The organism is Janthinobacterium sp. YR213 (assembly GCF_900099875.1).
Lineage (GTDB): Bacteria > Pseudomonadota > Gammaproteobacteria > Burkholderiales > Burkholderiaceae_D > Janthinobacterium > Janthinobacterium lividum.
In genome coordinates this window covers 275,936-292,262 of record NZ_FNDA01000003.1, presented here as the reverse complement: position 1 = coordinate 292,262, position 16,327 = coordinate 275,936, and the positions used below count along the sequence as shown (strand labels likewise).

At 55.6% G+C, this 16,327-nt stretch carries 29 protein-coding genes; 28 read left to right on the top strand and 1 reads right to left on the bottom strand.

The window, feature by feature from the left end; all coding sequences use genetic code 11:
* The first annotated feature begins 3 nt into the window (after positions 1 to 3).
* The 28 genes from rplD to dsbD all read left to right on the top strand — a co-directional run bounded on the left by rplD (position 4) and on the right by dsbD (position 15,584).
* The gene (gene rplD, locus BLT98_RS15320) at positions 4 to 624 is read left to right on the top strand and encodes a 50S ribosomal protein L4 (protein ID WP_034753197.1); all 621 of its coding nucleotides are present in this window, start codon (positions 4 to 6) and stop codon (positions 622 to 624) included.
* On the top strand, positions 621 to 938 hold the full coding sequence (gene rplW / locus BLT98_RS15315) for a 50S ribosomal protein L23 (RefSeq protein WP_010394398.1): 318 nt from the start codon (positions 621 to 623) through the stop codon (positions 936 to 938). Before rplD ends, rplW begins: the two co-directional genes overlap by 4 nt.
* Positions 938 to 1,765 carry a 50S ribosomal protein L2 gene (rplB, locus tag BLT98_RS15310; RefSeq protein WP_034753198.1) on the top strand — a complete coding sequence of 276 codons (828 nt, stop codon included), beginning with the start codon at positions 938 to 940 and terminating at the stop codon, positions 1,763 to 1,765. Before rplW ends, rplB begins: the two co-directional genes overlap by 1 nt.
* Before the next feature lie 10 nt (positions 1,766 to 1,775).
* Positions 1,776 to 2,051, top strand: a complete 276-nt coding sequence (rpsS, locus tag BLT98_RS15305) for a 30S ribosomal protein S19 (protein ID WP_008444295.1) — start codon at positions 1,776 to 1,778, stop codon at positions 2,049 to 2,051.
* Entirely contained in the window at positions 2,048 to 2,380 is a 333-nt protein-coding gene (gene rplV, locus BLT98_RS15300) for a 50S ribosomal protein L22 (RefSeq protein ID WP_170840583.1), read from the top strand. Before rpsS ends, rplV begins: the two co-directional genes overlap by 4 nt.
* Before the next feature lie 9 nt (positions 2,381 to 2,389).
* On the top strand, positions 2,390 to 3,214 hold the full coding sequence (gene rpsC, locus BLT98_RS15295) for a 30S ribosomal protein S3 (protein ID WP_034753199.1): 825 nt from the start codon (positions 2,390 to 2,392) through the stop codon (positions 3,212 to 3,214).
* 2 nt (positions 3,215 to 3,216) lie between these two features.
* Entirely contained in the window at positions 3,217 to 3,636 is a 420-nt protein-coding gene (gene rplP / locus BLT98_RS15290) for a 50S ribosomal protein L16 (protein WP_034753201.1), read from the top strand.
* A 12-nt stretch (positions 3,637 to 3,648) separates the two neighbouring features.
* Positions 3,649 to 3,840 (top strand): 50S ribosomal protein L29, encoded by a 192-nt coding sequence (gene rpmC / locus BLT98_RS15285; RefSeq protein ID WP_010394412.1) that lies wholly within the window; start codon positions 3,649 to 3,651, stop codon positions 3,838 to 3,840.
* Complete coding sequence (rpsQ, locus tag BLT98_RS15280; protein WP_010394415.1) at positions 3,837 to 4,109, top strand: 30S ribosomal protein S17; 273 nt, start codon at positions 3,837 to 3,839, stop codon at positions 4,107 to 4,109. Before rpmC ends, rpsQ begins: the two co-directional genes overlap by 4 nt.
* A gap of 253 nt (positions 4,110 to 4,362) precedes the next feature.
* Positions 4,363 to 4,731 carry a 50S ribosomal protein L14 gene (rplN, locus tag BLT98_RS15275; protein ID WP_008444317.1) on the top strand — a complete coding sequence of 123 codons (369 nt, stop codon included), beginning with the start codon at positions 4,363 to 4,365 and terminating at the stop codon, positions 4,729 to 4,731.
* 9 nt (positions 4,732 to 4,740) lie between these two features.
* On the top strand, positions 4,741 to 5,055 hold the full coding sequence (rplX, locus tag BLT98_RS15270; RefSeq protein ID WP_034753204.1) for a 50S ribosomal protein L24: 315 nt from the start codon (positions 4,741 to 4,743) through the stop codon (positions 5,053 to 5,055).
* A 6-nt stretch (positions 5,056 to 5,061) separates the two neighbouring features.
* Positions 5,062 to 5,601 carry a 50S ribosomal protein L5 gene (gene rplE / locus BLT98_RS15265; RefSeq protein WP_010394421.1) on the top strand — a complete coding sequence of 180 codons (540 nt, stop codon included), beginning with the start codon at positions 5,062 to 5,064 and terminating at the stop codon, positions 5,599 to 5,601.
* 2 nt (positions 5,602 to 5,603) lie between these two features.
* A complete protein-coding gene (gene rpsN, locus BLT98_RS15260) occupies positions 5,604 to 5,909 on the top strand; it encodes a 30S ribosomal protein S14 (protein ID WP_010394423.1) in 306 nt (101 codons plus the stop codon).
* A gap of 14 nt (positions 5,910 to 5,923) precedes the next feature.
* The gene (gene rpsH, locus BLT98_RS15255; RefSeq protein WP_034753208.1) at positions 5,924 to 6,319 is read left to right on the top strand and encodes a 30S ribosomal protein S8; all 396 of its coding nucleotides are present in this window, start codon (positions 5,924 to 5,926) and stop codon (positions 6,317 to 6,319) included.
* Positions 6,320 to 6,329: 10 nt separating this feature from the next.
* Positions 6,330 to 6,863, top strand: coding sequence for a 50S ribosomal protein L6 (gene rplF, locus BLT98_RS15250; RefSeq protein ID WP_034778281.1), 534 nt, complete (start codon positions 6,330 to 6,332; stop codon positions 6,861 to 6,863).
* Positions 6,864 to 6,876: 13 nt separating this feature from the next.
* Positions 6,877 to 7,239, top strand: coding sequence for a 50S ribosomal protein L18 (rplR, locus tag BLT98_RS15245; RefSeq protein ID WP_010394431.1), 363 nt, complete (start codon positions 6,877 to 6,879; stop codon positions 7,237 to 7,239).
* Between the two features lie 9 nt (positions 7,240 to 7,248).
* The gene (gene rpsE, locus BLT98_RS15240) at positions 7,249 to 7,767 is read left to right on the top strand and encodes a 30S ribosomal protein S5 (protein ID WP_010394433.1); all 519 of its coding nucleotides are present in this window, start codon (positions 7,249 to 7,251) and stop codon (positions 7,765 to 7,767) included.
* Between the two features lie 10 nt (positions 7,768 to 7,777).
* Entirely contained in the window at positions 7,778 to 7,957 is a 180-nt protein-coding gene (gene rpmD / locus BLT98_RS15235; RefSeq protein WP_010394435.1) for a 50S ribosomal protein L30, read from the top strand.
* 30 nt (positions 7,958 to 7,987) lie between these two features.
* Positions 7,988 to 8,419, top strand: a complete 432-nt coding sequence (gene rplO / locus BLT98_RS15230) for a 50S ribosomal protein L15 (RefSeq protein ID WP_034753211.1) — start codon at positions 7,988 to 7,990, stop codon at positions 8,417 to 8,419.
* 32 nt (positions 8,420 to 8,451) lie between these two features.
* On the top strand, positions 8,452 to 9,786 hold the full coding sequence (gene secY / locus BLT98_RS15225; RefSeq protein ID WP_010394438.1) for a preprotein translocase subunit SecY: 1,335 nt from the start codon (positions 8,452 to 8,454) through the stop codon (positions 9,784 to 9,786).
* An 18-nt stretch (positions 9,787 to 9,804) separates the two neighbouring features.
* Positions 9,805 to 10,023, top strand: coding sequence for a translation initiation factor IF-1 (gene infA / locus BLT98_RS15220; protein ID WP_005663428.1), 219 nt, complete (start codon positions 9,805 to 9,807; stop codon positions 10,021 to 10,023).
* A 42-nt stretch (positions 10,024 to 10,065) separates the two neighbouring features.
* Positions 10,066 to 10,179: a 50S ribosomal protein L36 gene (gene rpmJ, locus BLT98_RS15215; protein WP_010394471.1), complete on the top strand. Its 114-nt coding sequence runs from the start codon at positions 10,066 to 10,068 to the stop codon at positions 10,177 to 10,179.
* Between the two features lie 14 nt (positions 10,180 to 10,193).
* The gene (gene rpsM, locus BLT98_RS15210; RefSeq protein ID WP_046681666.1) at positions 10,194 to 10,559 is read left to right on the top strand and encodes a 30S ribosomal protein S13; all 366 of its coding nucleotides are present in this window, start codon (positions 10,194 to 10,196) and stop codon (positions 10,557 to 10,559) included.
* Positions 10,560 to 10,576: 17 nt separating this feature from the next.
* Positions 10,577 to 10,981 carry a 30S ribosomal protein S11 gene (gene rpsK, locus BLT98_RS15205; protein WP_010394475.1) on the top strand — a complete coding sequence of 135 codons (405 nt, stop codon included), beginning with the start codon at positions 10,577 to 10,579 and terminating at the stop codon, positions 10,979 to 10,981.
* A gap of 258 nt (positions 10,982 to 11,239) precedes the next feature.
* Complete coding sequence (rpsD, locus tag BLT98_RS15200) at positions 11,240 to 11,863, top strand: 30S ribosomal protein S4 (RefSeq protein WP_010394478.1); 624 nt, start codon at positions 11,240 to 11,242, stop codon at positions 11,861 to 11,863.
* A 108-nt stretch (positions 11,864 to 11,971) separates the two neighbouring features.
* A complete protein-coding gene (rpoA, locus tag BLT98_RS15195) occupies positions 11,972 to 12,949 on the top strand; it encodes a DNA-directed RNA polymerase subunit alpha (RefSeq protein WP_008444343.1) in 978 nt (325 codons plus the stop codon).
* Positions 12,950 to 13,088: 139 nt separating this feature from the next.
* Complete coding sequence (gene rplQ / locus BLT98_RS15190) at positions 13,089 to 13,481, top strand: 50S ribosomal protein L17 (protein ID WP_034753219.1); 393 nt, start codon at positions 13,089 to 13,091, stop codon at positions 13,479 to 13,481.
* 156 nt (positions 13,482 to 13,637) lie between these two features.
* The gene (dsbD, locus tag BLT98_RS15185; protein WP_092609179.1) at positions 13,638 to 15,584 is read left to right on the top strand and encodes a protein-disulfide reductase DsbD; all 1,947 of its coding nucleotides are present in this window, start codon (positions 13,638 to 13,640) and stop codon (positions 15,582 to 15,584) included.
* 87 nt (positions 15,585 to 15,671) lie between these two features.
* Here dsbD and BLT98_RS15180 read toward each other — a convergent pair whose 3' ends face one another.
* The gene (locus BLT98_RS15180; RefSeq protein ID WP_170846394.1) at positions 15,672 to 16,205 is read right to left on the bottom strand and encodes a Spy/CpxP family protein refolding chaperone; all 534 of its coding nucleotides are present in this window, start codon (positions 16,203 to 16,205) and stop codon (positions 15,672 to 15,674) included.
* Positions 16,206 to 16,327: the final 122 nt, after the last annotated feature.

Genomic DNA, 16,327 nt, shown 5'->3' with positions numbered 1-16,327 from the left:
ACGATGGAACTCAAGCTTCTGAATGCGCAAGGTCAAGCCGCCTCGAACGTTGCTGCAGCCGATACGATTTTCGGCCGTGACTACAATGAAGCGCTGATCCACCAAGTCGTCATCGCTTATCAAGCGAATGCACGTAGTGGTAACCGCAAGCAAAAAGACCGTGAAGAAGTTCACCACACGACGAAAAAGCCATGGCGCCAAAAAGGTACCGGCCGCGCTCGTGCTGGTATGTCGTCGTCGCCACTGTGGCGCGGCGGTGGTCGGATTTTCCCGAACTCGCCTGACGAAAACTTCACCCACAAAGTGAACAAAAAAATGTATCGCGCAGGTATCTGCTCGATCCTGTCGCAGCTGGCTCGCGAAGAGCGCCTGATCGTCATCGACGATCTGACGATCGACGCGCCAAAAACCAAGCTGTTGTCGCAAAAATTGAACGGCCTGGGCTTTGATTCGGTTCTGATCATCACCGACGTTCTGAACGAAAACCTGGAACTGGCATCGCGCAACCTGCCTAACGTACTCGTCGTTGAGCCACGTCACGCAGACCCGATGTCCCTGGTGTTCTACAAGAAGATCCTGGTCACCAAAGCTGCATTGGCCAAGATTGAGGAGATGCTGGCATGAGCGCGATTTTGAAACATAGCGAAGAACGCTTGATGAAGGTGCTGTTGGCGCCCGTGATTTCCGAAAAGGCCACCATGGTCGCGGAAAAGAACGAGCAAATTGTATTCCGCGTACTGCCGGATGCAACCAAGCCTGAAATCAAGGCAGCGGTCGAACTGCTGTTCAAGGTTGAAGTTCTGTCCGTGCAAACTGCAAACCGCGAAGGTAAGCAAAAACGCACCGGCAAGTTCAACGGTCGTCGTAACCATACCAAGCGTGCTTTCGTGTGCCTGAAGCCTGGCCAGGAAATCAACTTCTCCGAGGAGGCTGCATAATGGCACTCGTTAAGATGAAACCAACCTCGCCAGGCCGTCGCGGCATGGTGAAGGTGGTGAATGCCGACCTGTACAAAGGTCGTCCGTTCGCTGCCCTGGTTGAAAAGAAATCCAAGACCGCTGGTCGTAACAACAACGGTCACATCACCACCCGTCATATCGGTGGTGGTCATAAGCAACACTATCGCTTGATCGACTTCAAGCGCACCAAAGATGGTATTCCAGCGAAAGTGGAACGTATCGAATACGATCCAAACCGCACCGCGAATATCGCTCTGTTGTGCTACGCCGACGGCGAACGTCACTACATCATCGCAACCAAAGGCATGGCCGTTGGCGACAGCGTGATGAACGGTTCGGAAGCACCGATCAAATCGGGTAACTGCTTGCCAATCCGTAACATCCCAGTCGGTACCGTGATGCATTGCGTCGAAATGCTGCCAGGTAAAGGTGCCCAAATGGCACGTACCGCTGGCGCTGGCGTTGTGCTGATGGCACGTGAAGGTACCTATGCTCAAGTGCGTCTGCGCTCGGGTGAAGTACGTCGCGTGCACATCGAGTGCCGTGCAACGGTTGGTGAAGTCGGCAATGCCGAGCACAGCCTGCGTAAAATCGGTAAAGCTGGTGCGATGCGCTGGCGCGGTGTTCGTCCTACCGTTCGCGGTGTGGTCATGAACCCGGTCGATCACCCGCACGGTGGTGGTGAAGGTAAAACAGCAGCTGGTCGTCATCCAGTTTCGCCTTGGGGCCAACAGACTAAGGGTAAGAAAACACGCAGCAACAAGCGTACTACTTCCATGATCGTCTCGCGCCGCGGCAAGAAATAAGGGGTAGCACATGACACGTTCATTGAAAAAAGGGCCGTTCTGTGACGCCCACCTGGTGAAAAAAGTTGAAGCCGCGCAAGCAGCCAAAGACAAAAAGCCAATCAAAACCTGGTCGCGTCGTTCGACAATCATGCCTGACTTTATCGGCCTGACGATCGCGGTTCATAACGGCAAGCTGCACGTGCCGGTTTATGTTTCCGAAAACATGGTTGGTCACAAGCTCGGCGAATTCGCACTGACCCGTACGTTCAAGGGCCATGCAGCTGACAAAAAGGCTAAGAAATAATGGAAACTAAAGCTATCCTCAAAGGTGTGCGCCTGTCGGACCAAAAGGGCCGCCTGGTTGCTGACCTGATCCGTGGCAAGAAAGTTGACGCTGCACTCAACATCTTGCAATTCAGCCCGAAAAAAGGTGCTGCGATCATCAAACGCGTTCTGGAATCCGCTATTGCGAATGCCGAGCACAATGATGGCGCGGACATCGACGAATTGTTCGTGAAAACGATCTACGTCGAAAAGGGCCCGGTCCTGAAGCGCTTCACCGCGCGTGCAAAAGGCCGTGGCGACCGTATTTCGAAACAATCCTGTCACGTTTACGTGACTGTCGGTAACTAAGGAGCCACGATGGGTCAGAAAATTCATCCAACCGGTTTCCGTCTGGCGGTCACCCGTAACTGGGCTTCGCGCTGGTATGCAGGCAACGGTAATTTCGCTGCCATGCTGAACGAAGACTTGAAAGCACGTGCTTACCTGAAAAAGAAACTGAAGAACGCTTCCGTTGGCCGCATCGTTATCGAGCGCCCAGCCAAGAACGCGCGCTTCACGATCTACAGCTCGCGTCCAGGCGTGGTCATTGGTAAAAAAGGCGAAGACATCGAAGTACTGAAGTCGGCGCTGACCAAGATCATGGGCGTACCTGTTCACGTGAACATCGAAGAAATTCGCAAGCCAGAAATCGACTCGCAACTGATCGCCGATTCGATCGCTCAGCAGCTGGAAAAACGGATCATGTTCCGCCGCGCCATGAAGCGTGCAATGCAAAATGCAATGCGCCTGGGTGCTCTCGGTATCAAGATCATGTCGTCCGGCCGTCTGAACGGTATCGAAATCGCGCGTAAAGAGTGGTACCGCGAAGGCCGCGTGCCTCTGCATACCCTGCGCGCCGATATCGACTACGGTACCAGCGAAGCGTCGACCACCTACGGCATCATCGGTGTCAAGGTGTGGGTATACAAAGGTGACCGCGCGCCTAACGGCGATGCACCAGTCATCGATACCCCAGCTGACGAGAAGAAAAGCCGCGGCCCACGCCGTGACGATGGCAAGCCAGCTGGCCGTCCACGTCCAGCCGGTGCCGGTGCGAAACCATCCACAGCACCAGGTGCACGTGTGCGTACCGCCGCTAAACCGGCCGCCGCAGCAGCACCAGCTGAGAAAGCAGGAGAATAATCATGCTGCAACCAGCACGCAGAAAGTATCGTAAAGAGCAGAAAGGCCGTAATACCGGTATTTCGCACAGCCGCGGCACCGCCGTGTCGTTTGGCGAATTCGGTCTGAAGGCAGTTGCGCGCGGTCGTATCACTGCGCGTCAAATTGAAGCGGCGCGTCGTGCAATGACGCGTCACATCAAGCGCGGTGGCCGTATCTGGATCCGTATTTTCCCGGACAAACCGATTTCGAACAAACCGGCTGAAGTCCGTATGGGTAACGGTAAGGGTAATCCTGAGTACTACGTCGCTGAAATTCAGCCAGGCAAAGTACTGTACGAAATGGATGGCGTTGATGAAGCGCTGGCACGGGAAGCATTCCGTCTTGCCGCCGCTAAACTGCCACTGGCGACGACGTTTGTCATCCGCCAAGTCGGCCAATAATTGGAGTTGTATATGAAAGCATCTGAACTCCGCGGCAAGGACCAGCCAGCTCTGCAAAAAGAGCTGAATGACCTGTTGAAGGCACAGTTCGGCCTGCGCATGCAAATCGCTACGCAGCAGCTGAGCAACACTTCGCAGCTCAAGAAGGTACGCCGCGATATCGCGCGTGTGAAGACGGTAATGAATCTGAAGGAAGCCAAATGAACGAACCAGTGAAACAGTCGCTCAAGCGCACGCTGATCGGTAAAGTGGTTTCGGACAAGATGGACAAGACCGTTACCGTTCTGATCGAGCGCCACGTAAAACATCCTTTGTATGGCAAGATCATCATGCGCTCGAACAAGTATCACGCGCATGACGAGACCAACCAAGTCAAGGCCGGTGATACGGTCGAGATCCAGGAAGGTCGCCCGATCTCCAAAACGAAGGCATGGACGGTGACACGTGTGGTTCAAGCCGCACCAACCGTTTAAATAAAAACCACCGTTTCGGCGGTGGGTTTTAATTAGTACTTGCAGGCCCGCAAATTGTATGTAATACTTGCGGGCTTCGTTCATGTAACGCCGCAAAGTGTCTGGCCACAGACAGTAGCATTCGCGGTCAGTTGATGTATGAAGGTCATGCACCCAAACAGTGAAGCCCAGCAGGGCGGCTCTGGCGGGACCAAGACTGACCGTGGGTCTACATTGTGTGGATTCTTCGGCTTAAGTTGGGAAAGAGAATACTATGATTCAAACTGAAAGCCGGCTCGAAGTGGCTGACAATACCGGTGCCAAAGAAGTAATGTGCATCAAGGTATTGGGCGGCTCCAAGCGCCGTTATGCTGGCATTGGCGATGTGATCAAGGTAACCGTTAAGGTTGCTGCGCCACGTGGCCGTGTCAAAAAAGGTGAAATTTATAACGCCGTGGTTGTGCGCACCGCTAAAGGTGTTCGCCGCCAAGACGGTTCCCTGGTGAAGTTCGACGGCAATGCCGCCGTTCTGTTGAACGCCAAGCTGGAACCGATCGGTACCCGTATTTTTGGACCTGTCACGCGCGAACTGCGCACTGAGAAGTTCATGAAAATCGTGTCCCTGGCACCGGAAGTCCTGTAAGGAGTCGTAATGGATAAGATTCGTAAAAACGACGAAGTCATCGTTCTGACCGGGAAAGACAAGGGCAAACGTGGTGTGGTACAGCAGCGTATCGATGCTGAACATATCGTGGTTGACGGCATTAACATCGCTAAAAAAGCGACTAAGCCAAACCCGATGACTGGCGTAACTGGTGGTATCGTCGATAAGACCATGCCAATTCACGTGTCCAACGTTGCATTGTTTAATGCAGCGACTGGCAAGGCAGATCGCGTGGGTTTCAAAGAAGTGGACGGCAAGAAAGTTCGCATCTTTAAATCCTCCGGCGAAGTAGTGAAGGCTTAAGAAATCATGGCACGTCTCCAAGAATTCTATAAAGAAAAAGTCGTTGCCGACCTGACCAGCAAGTTTGGTTACAAGTCGGTAATGGAAGTTCCACGCCTGACCAAGATCACCCTGAACATGGGTGTTGGTGAGGCTATCGCGGATAAAAAAGTTCTCGAGCACGCAGTTGCTGACTTGACCAAGATCGCCGGCCAGAAGCCAGTGACCACCAAGTCCCGCAAAGCGATCGCAGGCTTCAAAATCCGTGAAGGTTACCCGATCGGTACGATGGTCACCCTGCGCGGCGCTCGCATGTACGAGTTCCTGGATCGCTTCATTACCGTGGCTCTGCCGCGCGTACGCGATTTCCGTGGTGTGAACGGCCGTGCATTTGATGGTCGTGGCAACTACAACATCGGTGTCAAGGAACAGATCATTTTCCCTGAAATCGAATACGACAAGATTGACGCGTTGCGCGGTATGAATATCAGCATCACGACAACCGCTAAGACCGATGACGAAGCCAAAGCTTTGCTCGCCGCCTTTAAATTCCCTTTCAGGAACTGATCATGGCCAAACTGTCACTGATTAATCGTGAGATCAAGCGTGCTGACCTGGTGGCGAAATTCGCCCCTAAGCGCGAAGCTCTCAAGGCCATCGTCGATGACCAATCGAAATCGGAAGAAGAGCGCTACGAAGCTCGCCTGAAATTGCAGGCGCTGCCACGTAACTCGAACCCGACGCGTCAACGTAACCGTTGCGCCATCACTGGTCGTCCGCGCGGCACATTCCGTAAATTCGGTCTGGGTCGTATCAAGCTCCGTGAATTCGCCATGCGTGGTGAAATTCCGGGTATGACAAAAGCAAGCTGGTAATAGGAGAATATGCAATGAGTATGAGCGATCCTATCGCCGATATGCTGACCCGCATTCGCAATGCACAAGGCGTGCAAAAGACGACCGTGGCCATGCCATCGTCGAAAGTCAAAATTGCGATTGCCAGCGTCCTGAAGGACGAGGGTTACATTGAAGATTTCGCTGTTGCCGAAGCTGGTGGCAAAGCGGAACTGAAAATCGGTTTGAAGTATTATGTTGGCCGTCCCGTTATTGAGCGCTTGGAGCGCGTGTCCCGTCCGGGTCTGCGCGTCTACAAGGGTAAAGACGAGATCCCTGTTGTGATGAATGGCTTGGGTGTGGCGATCGTGTCGACTCCGCAAGGCGTCATGACTGACCGCAAAGCACGCGCTACCGGTGTCGGCGGCGAAGTTATTTGCTACGTGGCTTAAGGAGTTACACATGTCTCGAGTAGCTAAAATGCCTATCGTAGTGCCAGCTGGCGCCGAAGTCGCCATCTCCGCACAAGCGATCACCGTAAAAGGCCCGCTGGGCGTACTTTCCCAGGCCCTCACCGGCCAGGTTAAAGTGGAAAACAATGCAGGAACCCTGAGTTTCGACGTGGCGAACGACAGCCGCGAAGCCAATGCCATGTCCGGCACGCTGCGCGCACTGGTCAACAACATGGTTGTTGGCGTCACCAAGGGTTTCGAGAAAAAGCTGAACCTGGTAGGCGTGGGTTACAAGGCGCAAGCTCAAGGCGACAAGTTGAATCTGTCCCTGGGTTTCTCGCACCCTGTAGTGCATGACATGCCAGCCGGCGTTACCTGCGCAACACCAACCCCGACCGAGATCCTGATTAAAGGTATCGACCGTCAACAGGTTGGCCAGGTAGCCGCTGAAGTTCGTGCTTACCGCGCTCCTGAGCCTTATAAAGGCAAGGGCGTTCGCTATGCGGACGAAGTGGTTAAGCTTAAAGAAACCAAGAAGAAGTAATTAGGGGCTGACGATGGATAAGAAAGAATCACGGCTTCGCCGCGGACGCCAAACCCGCATCAAGATTGCGGAATTGAAAGTAAATCGCTTGTCGGTGCATCGCACCAACCTGCACATTTACGCCAACCTGATCAGCCCGGACGCTAAAGTCCTGGTTTCGGCCTCGACGGCTGAAGCGGAAGTTCGCGCTGAACTGGCAGGCCAATCCGGCAAAGGCGGCAATGCCGCTGCTGCAGCCTTGATCGGCAAGCGCGTCGCTGAAAAAGCGTTGAAAGCAGGGATTACCGAAGTTGCGTTTGACCGCTCCGGTTTCCGTTACCACGGCCGTGTGAAAGCGTTGGCAGAAGCCGCACGCGAAGCCGGTCTGAAGTTCTAAGGATCAATCATGGCAAAAATGCAAGCAAAAATGCAAAGCGACAAGCCGGATGATGGCATGCGCGAAAAAATGATCGCGATCAACCGCGTGACCAAAGTGGTCAAGGGTGGTCGTATCATGGGTTTCGCCGCGCTGACCGTAGTTGGTGATGGCGATGGCCGCGTCGGCATGGGCAAGGGCAAATCGAAAGAAGTGCCAGTTGGCGTGCAGAAGGCAATGGAAGAAGCCCGTCGCAACCTGATCAAAGTACCGCTCAAAAACGGTACCTTGCATCACACGGTTGTTGGTCGTCACGGCGCCTCCAAGGTCCTGATGAACCCAGCTAAGCCTGGTACTGGCGTTATCGCTGGTGGCGCAATGCGCGCTATCTTCGAAGTGATGGGCGTGACGGACGTGGTGGCGAAATCCACCGGTTCGAACAACCCATACAACCTGGTACGCGCTACGCTGGACGGCCTGTCGAAAATGAGCACTGCTTCCGATATCGCTGCCAAACGCGGCAAGTCGGTCGAAGACATTCTGGCTTAAGGTGGACAAAATGACAAACACAGTCAAAGTGCAATTGGTCAAGGGCTTGATCGGTACGCGCGAATCGCATCGCGCTACCGTGCGCGGTCTGGGTCTGCGTCGTGTAAATTCGGTTTCCGAATTGCAAGACACCCCATCCGTACGCGGCATGATCAATAAAGTATCGTATCTCGTTAAAGTTGTCGGGTAAGCCTTCGGGCTTACACGAACGGAGCAAATCATGGAATTGAATACTATTGCACCAGCCGAAGGCGCTAAGCACTACAAGCGTCGCGTCGGTCGCGGTATCGGCTCCGGCCTGGGTAAAACCTCGGGTCGTGGTCACAAAGGTCAGAAATCGCGTTCGGGCGGCTTTCATAAAGTCGGTTTCGAAGGCGGTCAGATGCCTCTGCAACGCCGTCTGCCTAAGCGCGGTTTCAAATCGATGCACGCAACCTTCAAAGCTGAAGTGCGCCTGTCCGATCTGAACAACCTGGCTGTTGGCGATGTCGACATTCTGGTCTTGAAGCAAGCTGGCGTTCTGGGCGTGTTGGCCCGTGACGTGCGCGTGATCTTGTCCGGCGAAATCACCAAAGCGGTGAATTTGAAGGGCTTGAAAGTGTCCGCTGGCGCGAAAGCAGCCATCGAAGCAGCCGGCGGCTCGGTAGCCTGAGTTGACCGCTAACAGCTTGATCGGAGCGAAAATTGGCGACTAATCCACAACTTGCTAAAAGTGCAGCGGCCGGTTTCCCTTGGGGACGGCTCTGGTTTTTGCTTGGCGCATTGGTGGTTTATCGTATCGGTGCTCACGTCCCGGTTCCCGGGATTGACCCGACACAATTAGCCTCGCTGTTCAAGGAGCACGAAGGCGGCGTCCTGGGCATGTTCAACATGTTCTCGGGCGGTGCCTTGTCTCGTTTTACAGTGTTTGCGCTGGGTATCATGCCTTATATCTCGGCCTCGATCATCATGCAATTGCTGTCGATCGTGTCACCGCAGATGGAAGCGTTGAAAAAAGAAGGCGAAGCAGGTCGTCGCAAGATCACCCAGTACACCCGGTATTTCACGGTTGCCCTGGCACTGTTCCAAGCGTTAGGCATTGCAGTCGCACTGGAGTCGCAAGCTGGTCTGGTGTTGGAACCTGGTCTTGCATTCCGCTTCGTGACGGTCGTCACTTTGTTGACCGGAACAATGTTTTTGATGTGGTTGGGTGAGCAAATTACCGAGCGTGGCTTGGGGAATGGCATCTCGATCATCATTTTTGCCGGGATTGCAGCAGGTCTGCCGTCGGCGTTGGGTGGCTTGTTCACTCAGGTGTCGAATGGTTCGATCGGCAGCTTCAGCGCGATTTTCATCGTGATCCTGGTAGCACTGGTAACGTACTTCGTTGTATTCGTTGAACGTGGTCAGCGCAAAATATTGGTCAATTACGCGAAGCGCCAGGTAGGCAACAAGATTTATGGCGGTCAAACCAGCCATTTGCCGTTGAAGCTGAACATGGCCGGCGTGATCCCGCCGATCTTTGCTTCTTCGATCATCTTGTTCCCGGCCACTATCGTGGACTGGTTTTCAAAGGGCGCCGACAACGCTAACCCTGCGGTGCGGTTCTTGAAAGATTTGGCAGCATCGATGGGGCCTGGTGAGCCTATCCATGCGCTGTTGTACGCAGTGGCGATCGTGTTTTTCTGTTTCTTCTATACAGCGCTGGTATTTAACAGCAAGGAAACAGCGGATAACTTGAAGAAAAGCGGTGCGTTCATTCCCGGGATCCGTCCAGGCGAGCAGACAGCCCGTTACATCGACAAGATCCTGACACGCTTGACACTTGCCGGCGCAGTCTACATCACCCTGGTGTGTTTATTGCCGGAATTTATGCAAGCCCAGTGGAAAGTACCATTCTATTTCGGCGGTACTTCTTTATTGATTATTGTAGTTGTCACCATGGATTTCATGGCGCAAGTACAGAACTACGTGATGTCGCAGCAATATGATTCGCTGCTGCGCAAAGCAAATTTCAAGGGCGGAATTCCGACGCGTTAAGCGCGGTAAACATACCGAATGGCAAAAGACGACGTCATACAGATGCAGGGCGAGATTCTTGAGAATCTCCCAAATGCAACATTTCGAGTGAAGCTGGAGAACGGACACGTGGTGCTCGGGCATATTTCAGGTAAAATGCGGATGAACTATATTCGCATTCTCCCTGGAGACAAGGTGACGGTGGAGTTAACGCCGTACGACCTGAGCCGAGCCCGCATTGTGTTCCGTACCAAGTAACACACTGAATCAAACCAAAGAAGCGAAAGAAAGAGCCCAAAAATGAAAGTTCTCGCATCAGTCAAGCGGATCTGCCGCAACTGCAAGATCATCAAGCGCAAAGGCGTAGTCCGCGTTATCTGCGTGGAACCACGTCACAAGCAGCGTCAAGGTTAATCGAGGAATAACAAATGGCACGTATTGCAGGGGTTAATATCCCAAATCATCAGCATACCGTTATCGGCCTGACGGCCATCTACGGTGTGGGCCGTCCACGCGCAGAGAAAATCTGTGCATCGACCGGTGTAGCAACCAACAAAAAGATCAAAGATCTGGATGACAGCGAACTGGAAAAGCTGCGCGATGAAGTAGGTAAATTCATCGTCGAAGGCGATCTGCGTCGTGAACTGTCCATGAACATCAAGCGTTTGATGGATCTGGGTTGCTACCGCGGCATGCGTCATCGTAAGGGTCTGCCTTGCCGTGGCCAGCGTACGCGTACGAACGCACGTACCCGCAAGGGACCGCGTAAAGCCGCTCAATCGCTGAAAAAATAATCCGCTAGGGAATAATTATGGCTAAGTCGCAAAATAACGCCGCATCAGCACGCGTGCGTAAAAAAGTTAAAAAGAACGTCGCTGAAGGCATCGCACATGTCCACGCTTCGTTCAATAACACCATCATTACCATCACCGATCGTCAAGGCAATGCCTTGTCGTGGGCTACCTCCGGCGGTGCAGGCTTCAAGGGTTCGCGTAAATCGACCCCGTTCGCAGCGCAGGTCGCCGCGGAAGCCGCTGGTAAAGTGGCTGTTGAGTGTGGCGTGAAGAACCTGGAAGTACGTATCAAGGGCCCAGGTCCTGGTCGTGAATCCGCCGTTCGCGCGCTGAACAACCTGGGCATCAAGATCACCGAGATCCAGGACGTGACGCCGGTACCGCACAACGGTTGCCGTCCACCGAAACGTCGTCGTATCTAAGATAGTGTTGCAGAGGGCGCTTCGGCGCCAGCTGCTTTGCTGTCTGTTGTAACTCAGTACAGTTGTGTGAAAACGCTGGAGCAGGGAGCCGGAAACGGTTATACTGCCCGGCTGTTCTTGCCTGTCAAATTCTGTTTGACGGGTTTTTCGTTTTCAGCCACCGTCTGATTGAAACCAAATCAGACTAGCGCCTAACCGCATCGGTGTGTTTGATCATGCATGTGGCTGGGGCGTTATCATTTAAAAAAAGGAAGTATCGTGGCACGTTATATCGGACCTAAAGCAAAACTTTCCCGCCGTGAAGGTACAGACCTGTTCCTGAAGAGCGCACGTCGCTCGCTGGACAGCAAGTGCAAACTGGACGTCAAGCCAGGCCAACACGGTGTCAAATCCGGCGCCCGCACCTCGGACTACGGTAACCAACTGCGCGAAAAGCAAAAAGTCAAGCGCATGTACGGCGTGCTGGAACGTCAATTCCGCCGCTACTTCGCTGAAGCAGACCGTCGTAAAGGCAACACCGGCGAAACGCTGTTGAAGTTGCTGGAAACGCGTCTGGACAACGTTTGCTACCGCATGGGCTTTGGCTCGACCCGCGCTGAAGCGCGTCAATTGGTCAGCCACAAAGCGTTCACCGTGAACGGTATCGTTGTGAACATCGCTTCGTACGCAGTCAAAGTTGGCGACATCGTTGCTGTTCGTGAAAAATCGAAAAAGCAAGTGCGTATCGTTGAAGCACTGTCGCTGGCTGAACAAGTTGGTATGCCTAGCTGGGTTTCGGTTGATGCCAAGAAAATGGAAGGTACTTTCAAGTCCCTGCCAGAGCGTAACGAAATCGCTAACGACGTCAACGAATCGCTGATCGTCGAGCTGTACTCGCGTTAATAGCAGTTAGCACCATCACCGCCCACTCGTTTTCTTTCGGGTGGGCGTTTTACTAATGCCATCAGCCTTATCGGTGTAATGAGCCGAGGGTATTGAAAAGGACATTTCATGCAAAACAGTTTGTTGAAGCCACGTATTATCGATGTTGAAGCTCTCGGTGCAGGTCACGCCAAGGTCGTGATGGAACCGTTCGAGCGCGGCTATGGCCACACATTGGGTAACGCGTTGCGCCGCGTTCTGCTGTCGTCGATGGTAGGCTACGCGCCGACCGAAGTGACGATCGCTGGCGTCGTCCACGAATATTCCTCCCTCGATGGCGTGCAAGAAGACGTCGTCGATCTGTTGCTGAACTTGAAGGGTGTGGTTTTCAAAGTCCACAACCGCGATTCGGTAACCCTGACCCTGAAAAAAGAAGGCGAAGGCGCGATCCTGGCCTCCGATATCGACCTGCCGCATGACGTCGAACTGATCAACCCTGACCACGTGATCGCCCACCTGACCGCTGGTGGCAAGCTGGACATGCAGATCAAGGTTGAAAAAGGCCGCGGCTACGTTCCTGGTAACGTGCGTCGCCTGTCGGAAGACACGAACAAGACCATCGGCCGCATCATTCTGGATGCGTCGTTCTCGCCAGTGCGCCGTGTATCGTACTTCGTTGAATCGGCCCGCGTTGAACAGCGTACCGACCTGGACAAGCTGATCATCAACATCGAAACCAACGGCGTGATCTCGCCGGAAGAAGCGATCCGCCAGTCGGCCCGCGTCCTGGTGGACCAGTTGAATGTGTTCGCTGCCCTGGAAGGCACGGAAGCCGCCGCCGAAGCGCCATCGCGCGCTCCGCTGGTCGATCCTATCCTGTTGCGTCCAGTCGACGACCTGGAGTTGACCGTGCGTTCGGCGAACTGCCTGAAAGCGGAAAACATCTACTACATCGGCGACCTGATCCAACGTTCGGAAAACGAACTGCTGAAAACGCCAAATCTGGGCCGCAAGTCCCTGAACGAAATCAAGGAAGTGCTGGCATCGCGCGGCTTGACCTTGGGCATGAAGCTGGAAAACTGGCCGCCTGCTGGCCTGGAAAAGTAATACGTAGTTGTAGCAAACTGCCTGGGACAGGTGTCCCAGGCTTTTATTTTGTAGTACCAAACCGGTCCGCGGCTGTAGGGGGTTTCCCACTCAGCTGATCGAAGAACTGGAATTTAAACACTCACCGAAAGGATTTATCATGCGTCACGGTCACGGCCTCCGTAAACTGAATCGTACCTCGTCCCACCGTCTGGCAATGCTGCGCAACATGACAGTATCGCTGCTGCGTCACGAAGCGATCAAAACCACCCTGCCAAAAGCAAAAGAACTGCGCCGCGTTGTCGAGCCAATTCTGACCCTGGGCAAAACCGACTCCCTGGCAAACAAGCGTCTGGCCTTCAACCGCCTGCGCGACCGTGAAATGGTCGTCAAACTGTTCGCTGAACTGGGCCCACGTTTCGCCAACCGTAACGGTGGTTATGTGCGTATCCTGAAAATGGGTTTCCGCGTCGGCGATAACGCTCCTATGGCGTTCGTTGAACTGATGGATCGTCCAGATACGACCGAAGCAGTTGAAGTTGCTGGCGAGTAATCCAAGTAATTGCTTCAATGAAAGCCAGGCCTAGCCTGGCTTTTTTGTTTTCTGCTGCAGCTATCCTTGCTGCGGTGTACTATTCTTCTTTCGCGCCGGCCCTGCAGCCACTGCACGCCCCGCGCGTCCTCTGTCGAATGGTTGAAAAGGTAGTTCATGTCCCGTTTCCCCTCCAGCGCCACCGCGCGCGCCGCTCCCCTGCATCAACTGCTGATCTGGTTTGCCACCTGTTTGCTGCTGGCCATGGCCGTCTTTGGCACGGGTCAAGCCCGCGCCGACGATGAATTCCTCGACCCCGAGCTGGCCTTCAAGTTTTCCGCCCGCATGCAGGATCCGGCCACCATCGCCGTCACGTATGTGATTGCCGATGGCTACTATATGTACCACGAGCGCTTCAAGTTCGAGGCCGTGGGCGCCAAGCTGGGCACGCCGGTGTATCCGGCTGGCAAGGTCAAGTTCGACGATACCTTCCAGAAGAACGTGGAAACCTTCCGCAAGACCCTCACCATCACGATTCCCGTGGAAGCGGCCGGGGCGTTTACCTTGAAAGCGACGGGACAGGGCTGCTCCGACAAGGGCCTGTGCTATGCGCCGCAGGATGCGACAGCCCAGCTGGTGGGCGGTGGCGGCGGCCAGAGTATGGCGCCGGGCGGCTTGCCGTCGAAGTTCGCCTTGCCGGCCGCGCCGGCGGTCGACACGGCGGCCGTCAACGGCCCGCAGGCGCAAGCATCGCCTGGCGTGTCCGTGATGAGCATTCCGCAGGCCGACATCACCAGCACGCCCGAGCCGGTCGCGGCGGCGCCCGTGGCGGCAAGCCCCGCGCCCGCGCAAAGCGAGATGGGCAAGATCGAAGCGGCCCTGAAGGGCGGCAAGCTGCTCGTCATCGTGCCCCTGTTCATGCTGCTTGGCCTGGGCCTCGCATTTACGCCGTGCGTGCTGCCGATGGTGCCGATTTTGTCGTCGATCATCATCGGTGATGGCGCCAAGGTCAGCCGCTCGCGCGGCTTGCTGCTGTCGCTGACGTACGCGCTGGGCATGGCCATCGTCTACACGGCGCTGGGCGTGGCGGCCGGTCTGGCGGGCGAAGGCCTGGCGGCCCAGCTGCAAAACCCGTGGGTGCTGGGTTTCTTTGCCCTGCTGATGGCGGGCCTGGCGCTGTCGATGTTCGGCTTGTATGAACTGCAAGTGCCGGCTTTCCTGCAAGGCAAACTGACGTCCGTATCGAACCAGCAATCTTCGGGCCGCCTGGCGGGCGTGTTCGTCATGGGCGCCATTTCCGCCCTGATCGTGGGGCCCTGCGTGGCCGCGCCGCTGGCCGGCGCCTTGCTGTACATCAGCCAGACGCGCGACGTCGTCATCGGCGGTAGCGCCCTGTTTGCCATGGCGGTGGGCATGAGCGTGCCTTTGCTGCTGGTGGGCGTGTCGGCTGGCACTTTGCTGCCCCGTGCCGGCGCCTGGATGGATGCCGTCAAGCGCTTCTTTGGCGTGCTGCAACTGGGCGTGGCCTGGTGGCTCGTCTCGCCCGTGCTGCCGGGCGCCGTGCAGATGCTGGGCTGGATGGTCTTGTTCGTCGGCTATGGCATGTATTTGTTGGTGGGCAAGAGCGGCGCAAAGAACGCCTGGATAGCCAAGGCCTTCGGCCTCGTGTTTGCCTTGCTGGGTGCGATGCAACTGGTGGGCGTGGCCAGCGGTGGCCGCGACCCGCTGGCGCCGCTGGCCCACCTGGGCGGCGGGCAGGTGCATGCCCAGCCGTTTACGCGCGTCAAGACCGTGGCGCAGCTGGACGCGGCGCTGGCCCAGCTCAATGGCAAGCCGGCCCTGCTGGACTTTTATGCGGACTGGTGCGTGTCGTGCATCGAGATGGAAAAACTGACCTTCGTCGATCCCGCCGTGCGCGAGAAGATGGGGCAAGCCGTGCTGCTGCAAGTGGACGTGACGGCCAATGATGCGGACGACAAGGCCATGCTGAAACGTTTCCAGCTGTTCGGCCCGCCGGGCATCATCATGTTCAACCCGCAAGGGCAGGAAATTGCCCAGTCGCGCGTGATCGGCTTCCAGAATGCAGCCACCTTCCTGGCCTCCTTGCGCAAGCTCGACGAGTAGGTCGGGTTAGCCCCTAAGGGCGTAACCCGACACCACCATACACGCCAACAAAGTTGTCGGATTGCGGGCCTGCGGACCTAATCCGACTTACCCGGCTTTCGGCTGCTGATGCATGCCATGGTGGCCACCGCGATGGCCGCCGTGCTTGCCGCCAGGCACGCTGTCATCAAACACTTTCTTTTGCTCCGGCGTCAGCACGGCGTAGAAGGTTTTCAGCGAGGCCAGACGGCTTTCCTGGCTGGCGATGCGTTCCTTCGACATGGCGATCCATTGCTCCATGCGTTCCGGCGCCGACAGCTTGGCCATCGCTTCGCGCTTGGCCTTCCAGTCACCCATCGGTTTTTTCGGCGCGTTGGCGGCCGTGAATGTGGCCCAGGCCGGTTCCTGCGCGGCCGTCAGCTTCAGCTTGTCATGCAGGCGGGCCTGGTACTTGGCCATGCGCTCGGCAGGATTGCCGCCGCGGTGCTGGCCGCGGTGGCCGTCGTGTTGCATCTTGGTACTGGCGGCAGGCGCGCTGGCGGCCGCTTCCTGGGCGTGGACGGTCAGCGATGCCGCACCCATGCCGAGTACGCTCATGGCGATGATCAAGTTCTTGCGCAAGGTTGTCATTGAGGCGTTCATCTGGATTCCTTTGTAAAAGTGAGGGATGTACATGTTGCTGCACATGAATCCATGTTGGACGCGCCATGTTTCCCCGAAGTGTCCGCTGCCAGACAGTTTGTATCTATATGTTTCTTCGGGTC

Bases quoted from the DNA above. Each gene is read 5' to 3' on its own strand.
- rplD (WP_034753197.1), top strand. From the start codon at position 4: ATGGAACTCAAGCTTCTGAATGCGCAAGGTCAAGCCGCCTCGAACGTT.
- rplW (WP_010394398.1), top strand. From the start codon at position 621: ATGAGCGCGATTTTGAAACATAGCGAAGAACGCTTGATGAAGGTGCTG.
- rplB (WP_034753198.1), top strand. From the start codon at position 938: ATGGCACTCGTTAAGATGAAACCAACCTCGCCAGGCCGTCGCGGCATG.
- rpsS (WP_008444295.1), top strand. From the start codon at position 1,776: ATGACACGTTCATTGAAAAAAGGGCCGTTCTGTGACGCCCACCTGGTG.
- rpsC (WP_034753199.1), top strand. From the start codon at position 2,390: ATGGGTCAGAAAATTCATCCAACCGGTTTCCGTCTGGCGGTCACCCGT.
- rplP (WP_034753201.1), top strand. From the start codon at position 3,217: ATGCTGCAACCAGCACGCAGAAAGTATCGTAAAGAGCAGAAAGGCCGT.
- rpmC (WP_010394412.1), top strand. From the start codon at position 3,649: ATGAAAGCATCTGAACTCCGCGGCAAGGACCAGCCAGCTCTGCAAAAA.
- rpsQ (WP_010394415.1), top strand. From the start codon at position 3,837: ATGAACGAACCAGTGAAACAGTCGCTCAAGCGCACGCTGATCGGTAAA.
- rplN (WP_008444317.1), top strand. From the start codon at position 4,363: ATGATTCAAACTGAAAGCCGGCTCGAAGTGGCTGACAATACCGGTGCC.
- rplX (WP_034753204.1), top strand. From the start codon at position 4,741: ATGGATAAGATTCGTAAAAACGACGAAGTCATCGTTCTGACCGGGAAA.
- rplE (WP_010394421.1), top strand. From the start codon at position 5,062: ATGGCACGTCTCCAAGAATTCTATAAAGAAAAAGTCGTTGCCGACCTG.
- rpsN (WP_010394423.1), top strand. From the start codon at position 5,604: ATGGCCAAACTGTCACTGATTAATCGTGAGATCAAGCGTGCTGACCTG.
- rpsH (WP_034753208.1), top strand. From the start codon at position 5,924: ATGAGTATGAGCGATCCTATCGCCGATATGCTGACCCGCATTCGCAAT.
- rplF (WP_034778281.1), top strand. From the start codon at position 6,330: ATGTCTCGAGTAGCTAAAATGCCTATCGTAGTGCCAGCTGGCGCCGAA.
- rplR (WP_010394431.1), top strand. From the start codon at position 6,877: ATGGATAAGAAAGAATCACGGCTTCGCCGCGGACGCCAAACCCGCATC.
- rpsE (WP_010394433.1), top strand. From the start codon at position 7,249: ATGGCAAAAATGCAAGCAAAAATGCAAAGCGACAAGCCGGATGATGGC.
- rpmD (WP_010394435.1), top strand. From the start codon at position 7,778: ATGACAAACACAGTCAAAGTGCAATTGGTCAAGGGCTTGATCGGTACG.
- rplO (WP_034753211.1), top strand. From the start codon at position 7,988: ATGGAATTGAATACTATTGCACCAGCCGAAGGCGCTAAGCACTACAAG.
- infA (WP_005663428.1), top strand. From the start codon at position 9,805: ATGGCAAAAGACGACGTCATACAGATGCAGGGCGAGATTCTTGAGAAT.
- rpmJ (WP_010394471.1), top strand. From the start codon at position 10,066: ATGAAAGTTCTCGCATCAGTCAAGCGGATCTGCCGCAACTGCAAGATC.
- rpsM (WP_046681666.1), top strand. From the start codon at position 10,194: ATGGCACGTATTGCAGGGGTTAATATCCCAAATCATCAGCATACCGTT.
- rpsK (WP_010394475.1), top strand. From the start codon at position 10,577: ATGGCTAAGTCGCAAAATAACGCCGCATCAGCACGCGTGCGTAAAAAA.
- rpoA (WP_008444343.1), top strand. From the start codon at position 11,972: ATGCAAAACAGTTTGTTGAAGCCACGTATTATCGATGTTGAAGCTCTC.
- rplQ (WP_034753219.1), top strand. From the start codon at position 13,089: ATGCGTCACGGTCACGGCCTCCGTAAACTGAATCGTACCTCGTCCCAC.
- dsbD (WP_092609179.1), top strand. From the start codon at position 13,638: ATGTCCCGTTTCCCCTCCAGCGCCACCGCGCGCGCCGCTCCCCTGCAT.
- BLT98_RS15180 (WP_170846394.1), bottom strand. From the start codon at position 16,205: ATGAACGCCTCAATGACAACCTTGCGCAAGAACTTGATCATCGCCATG.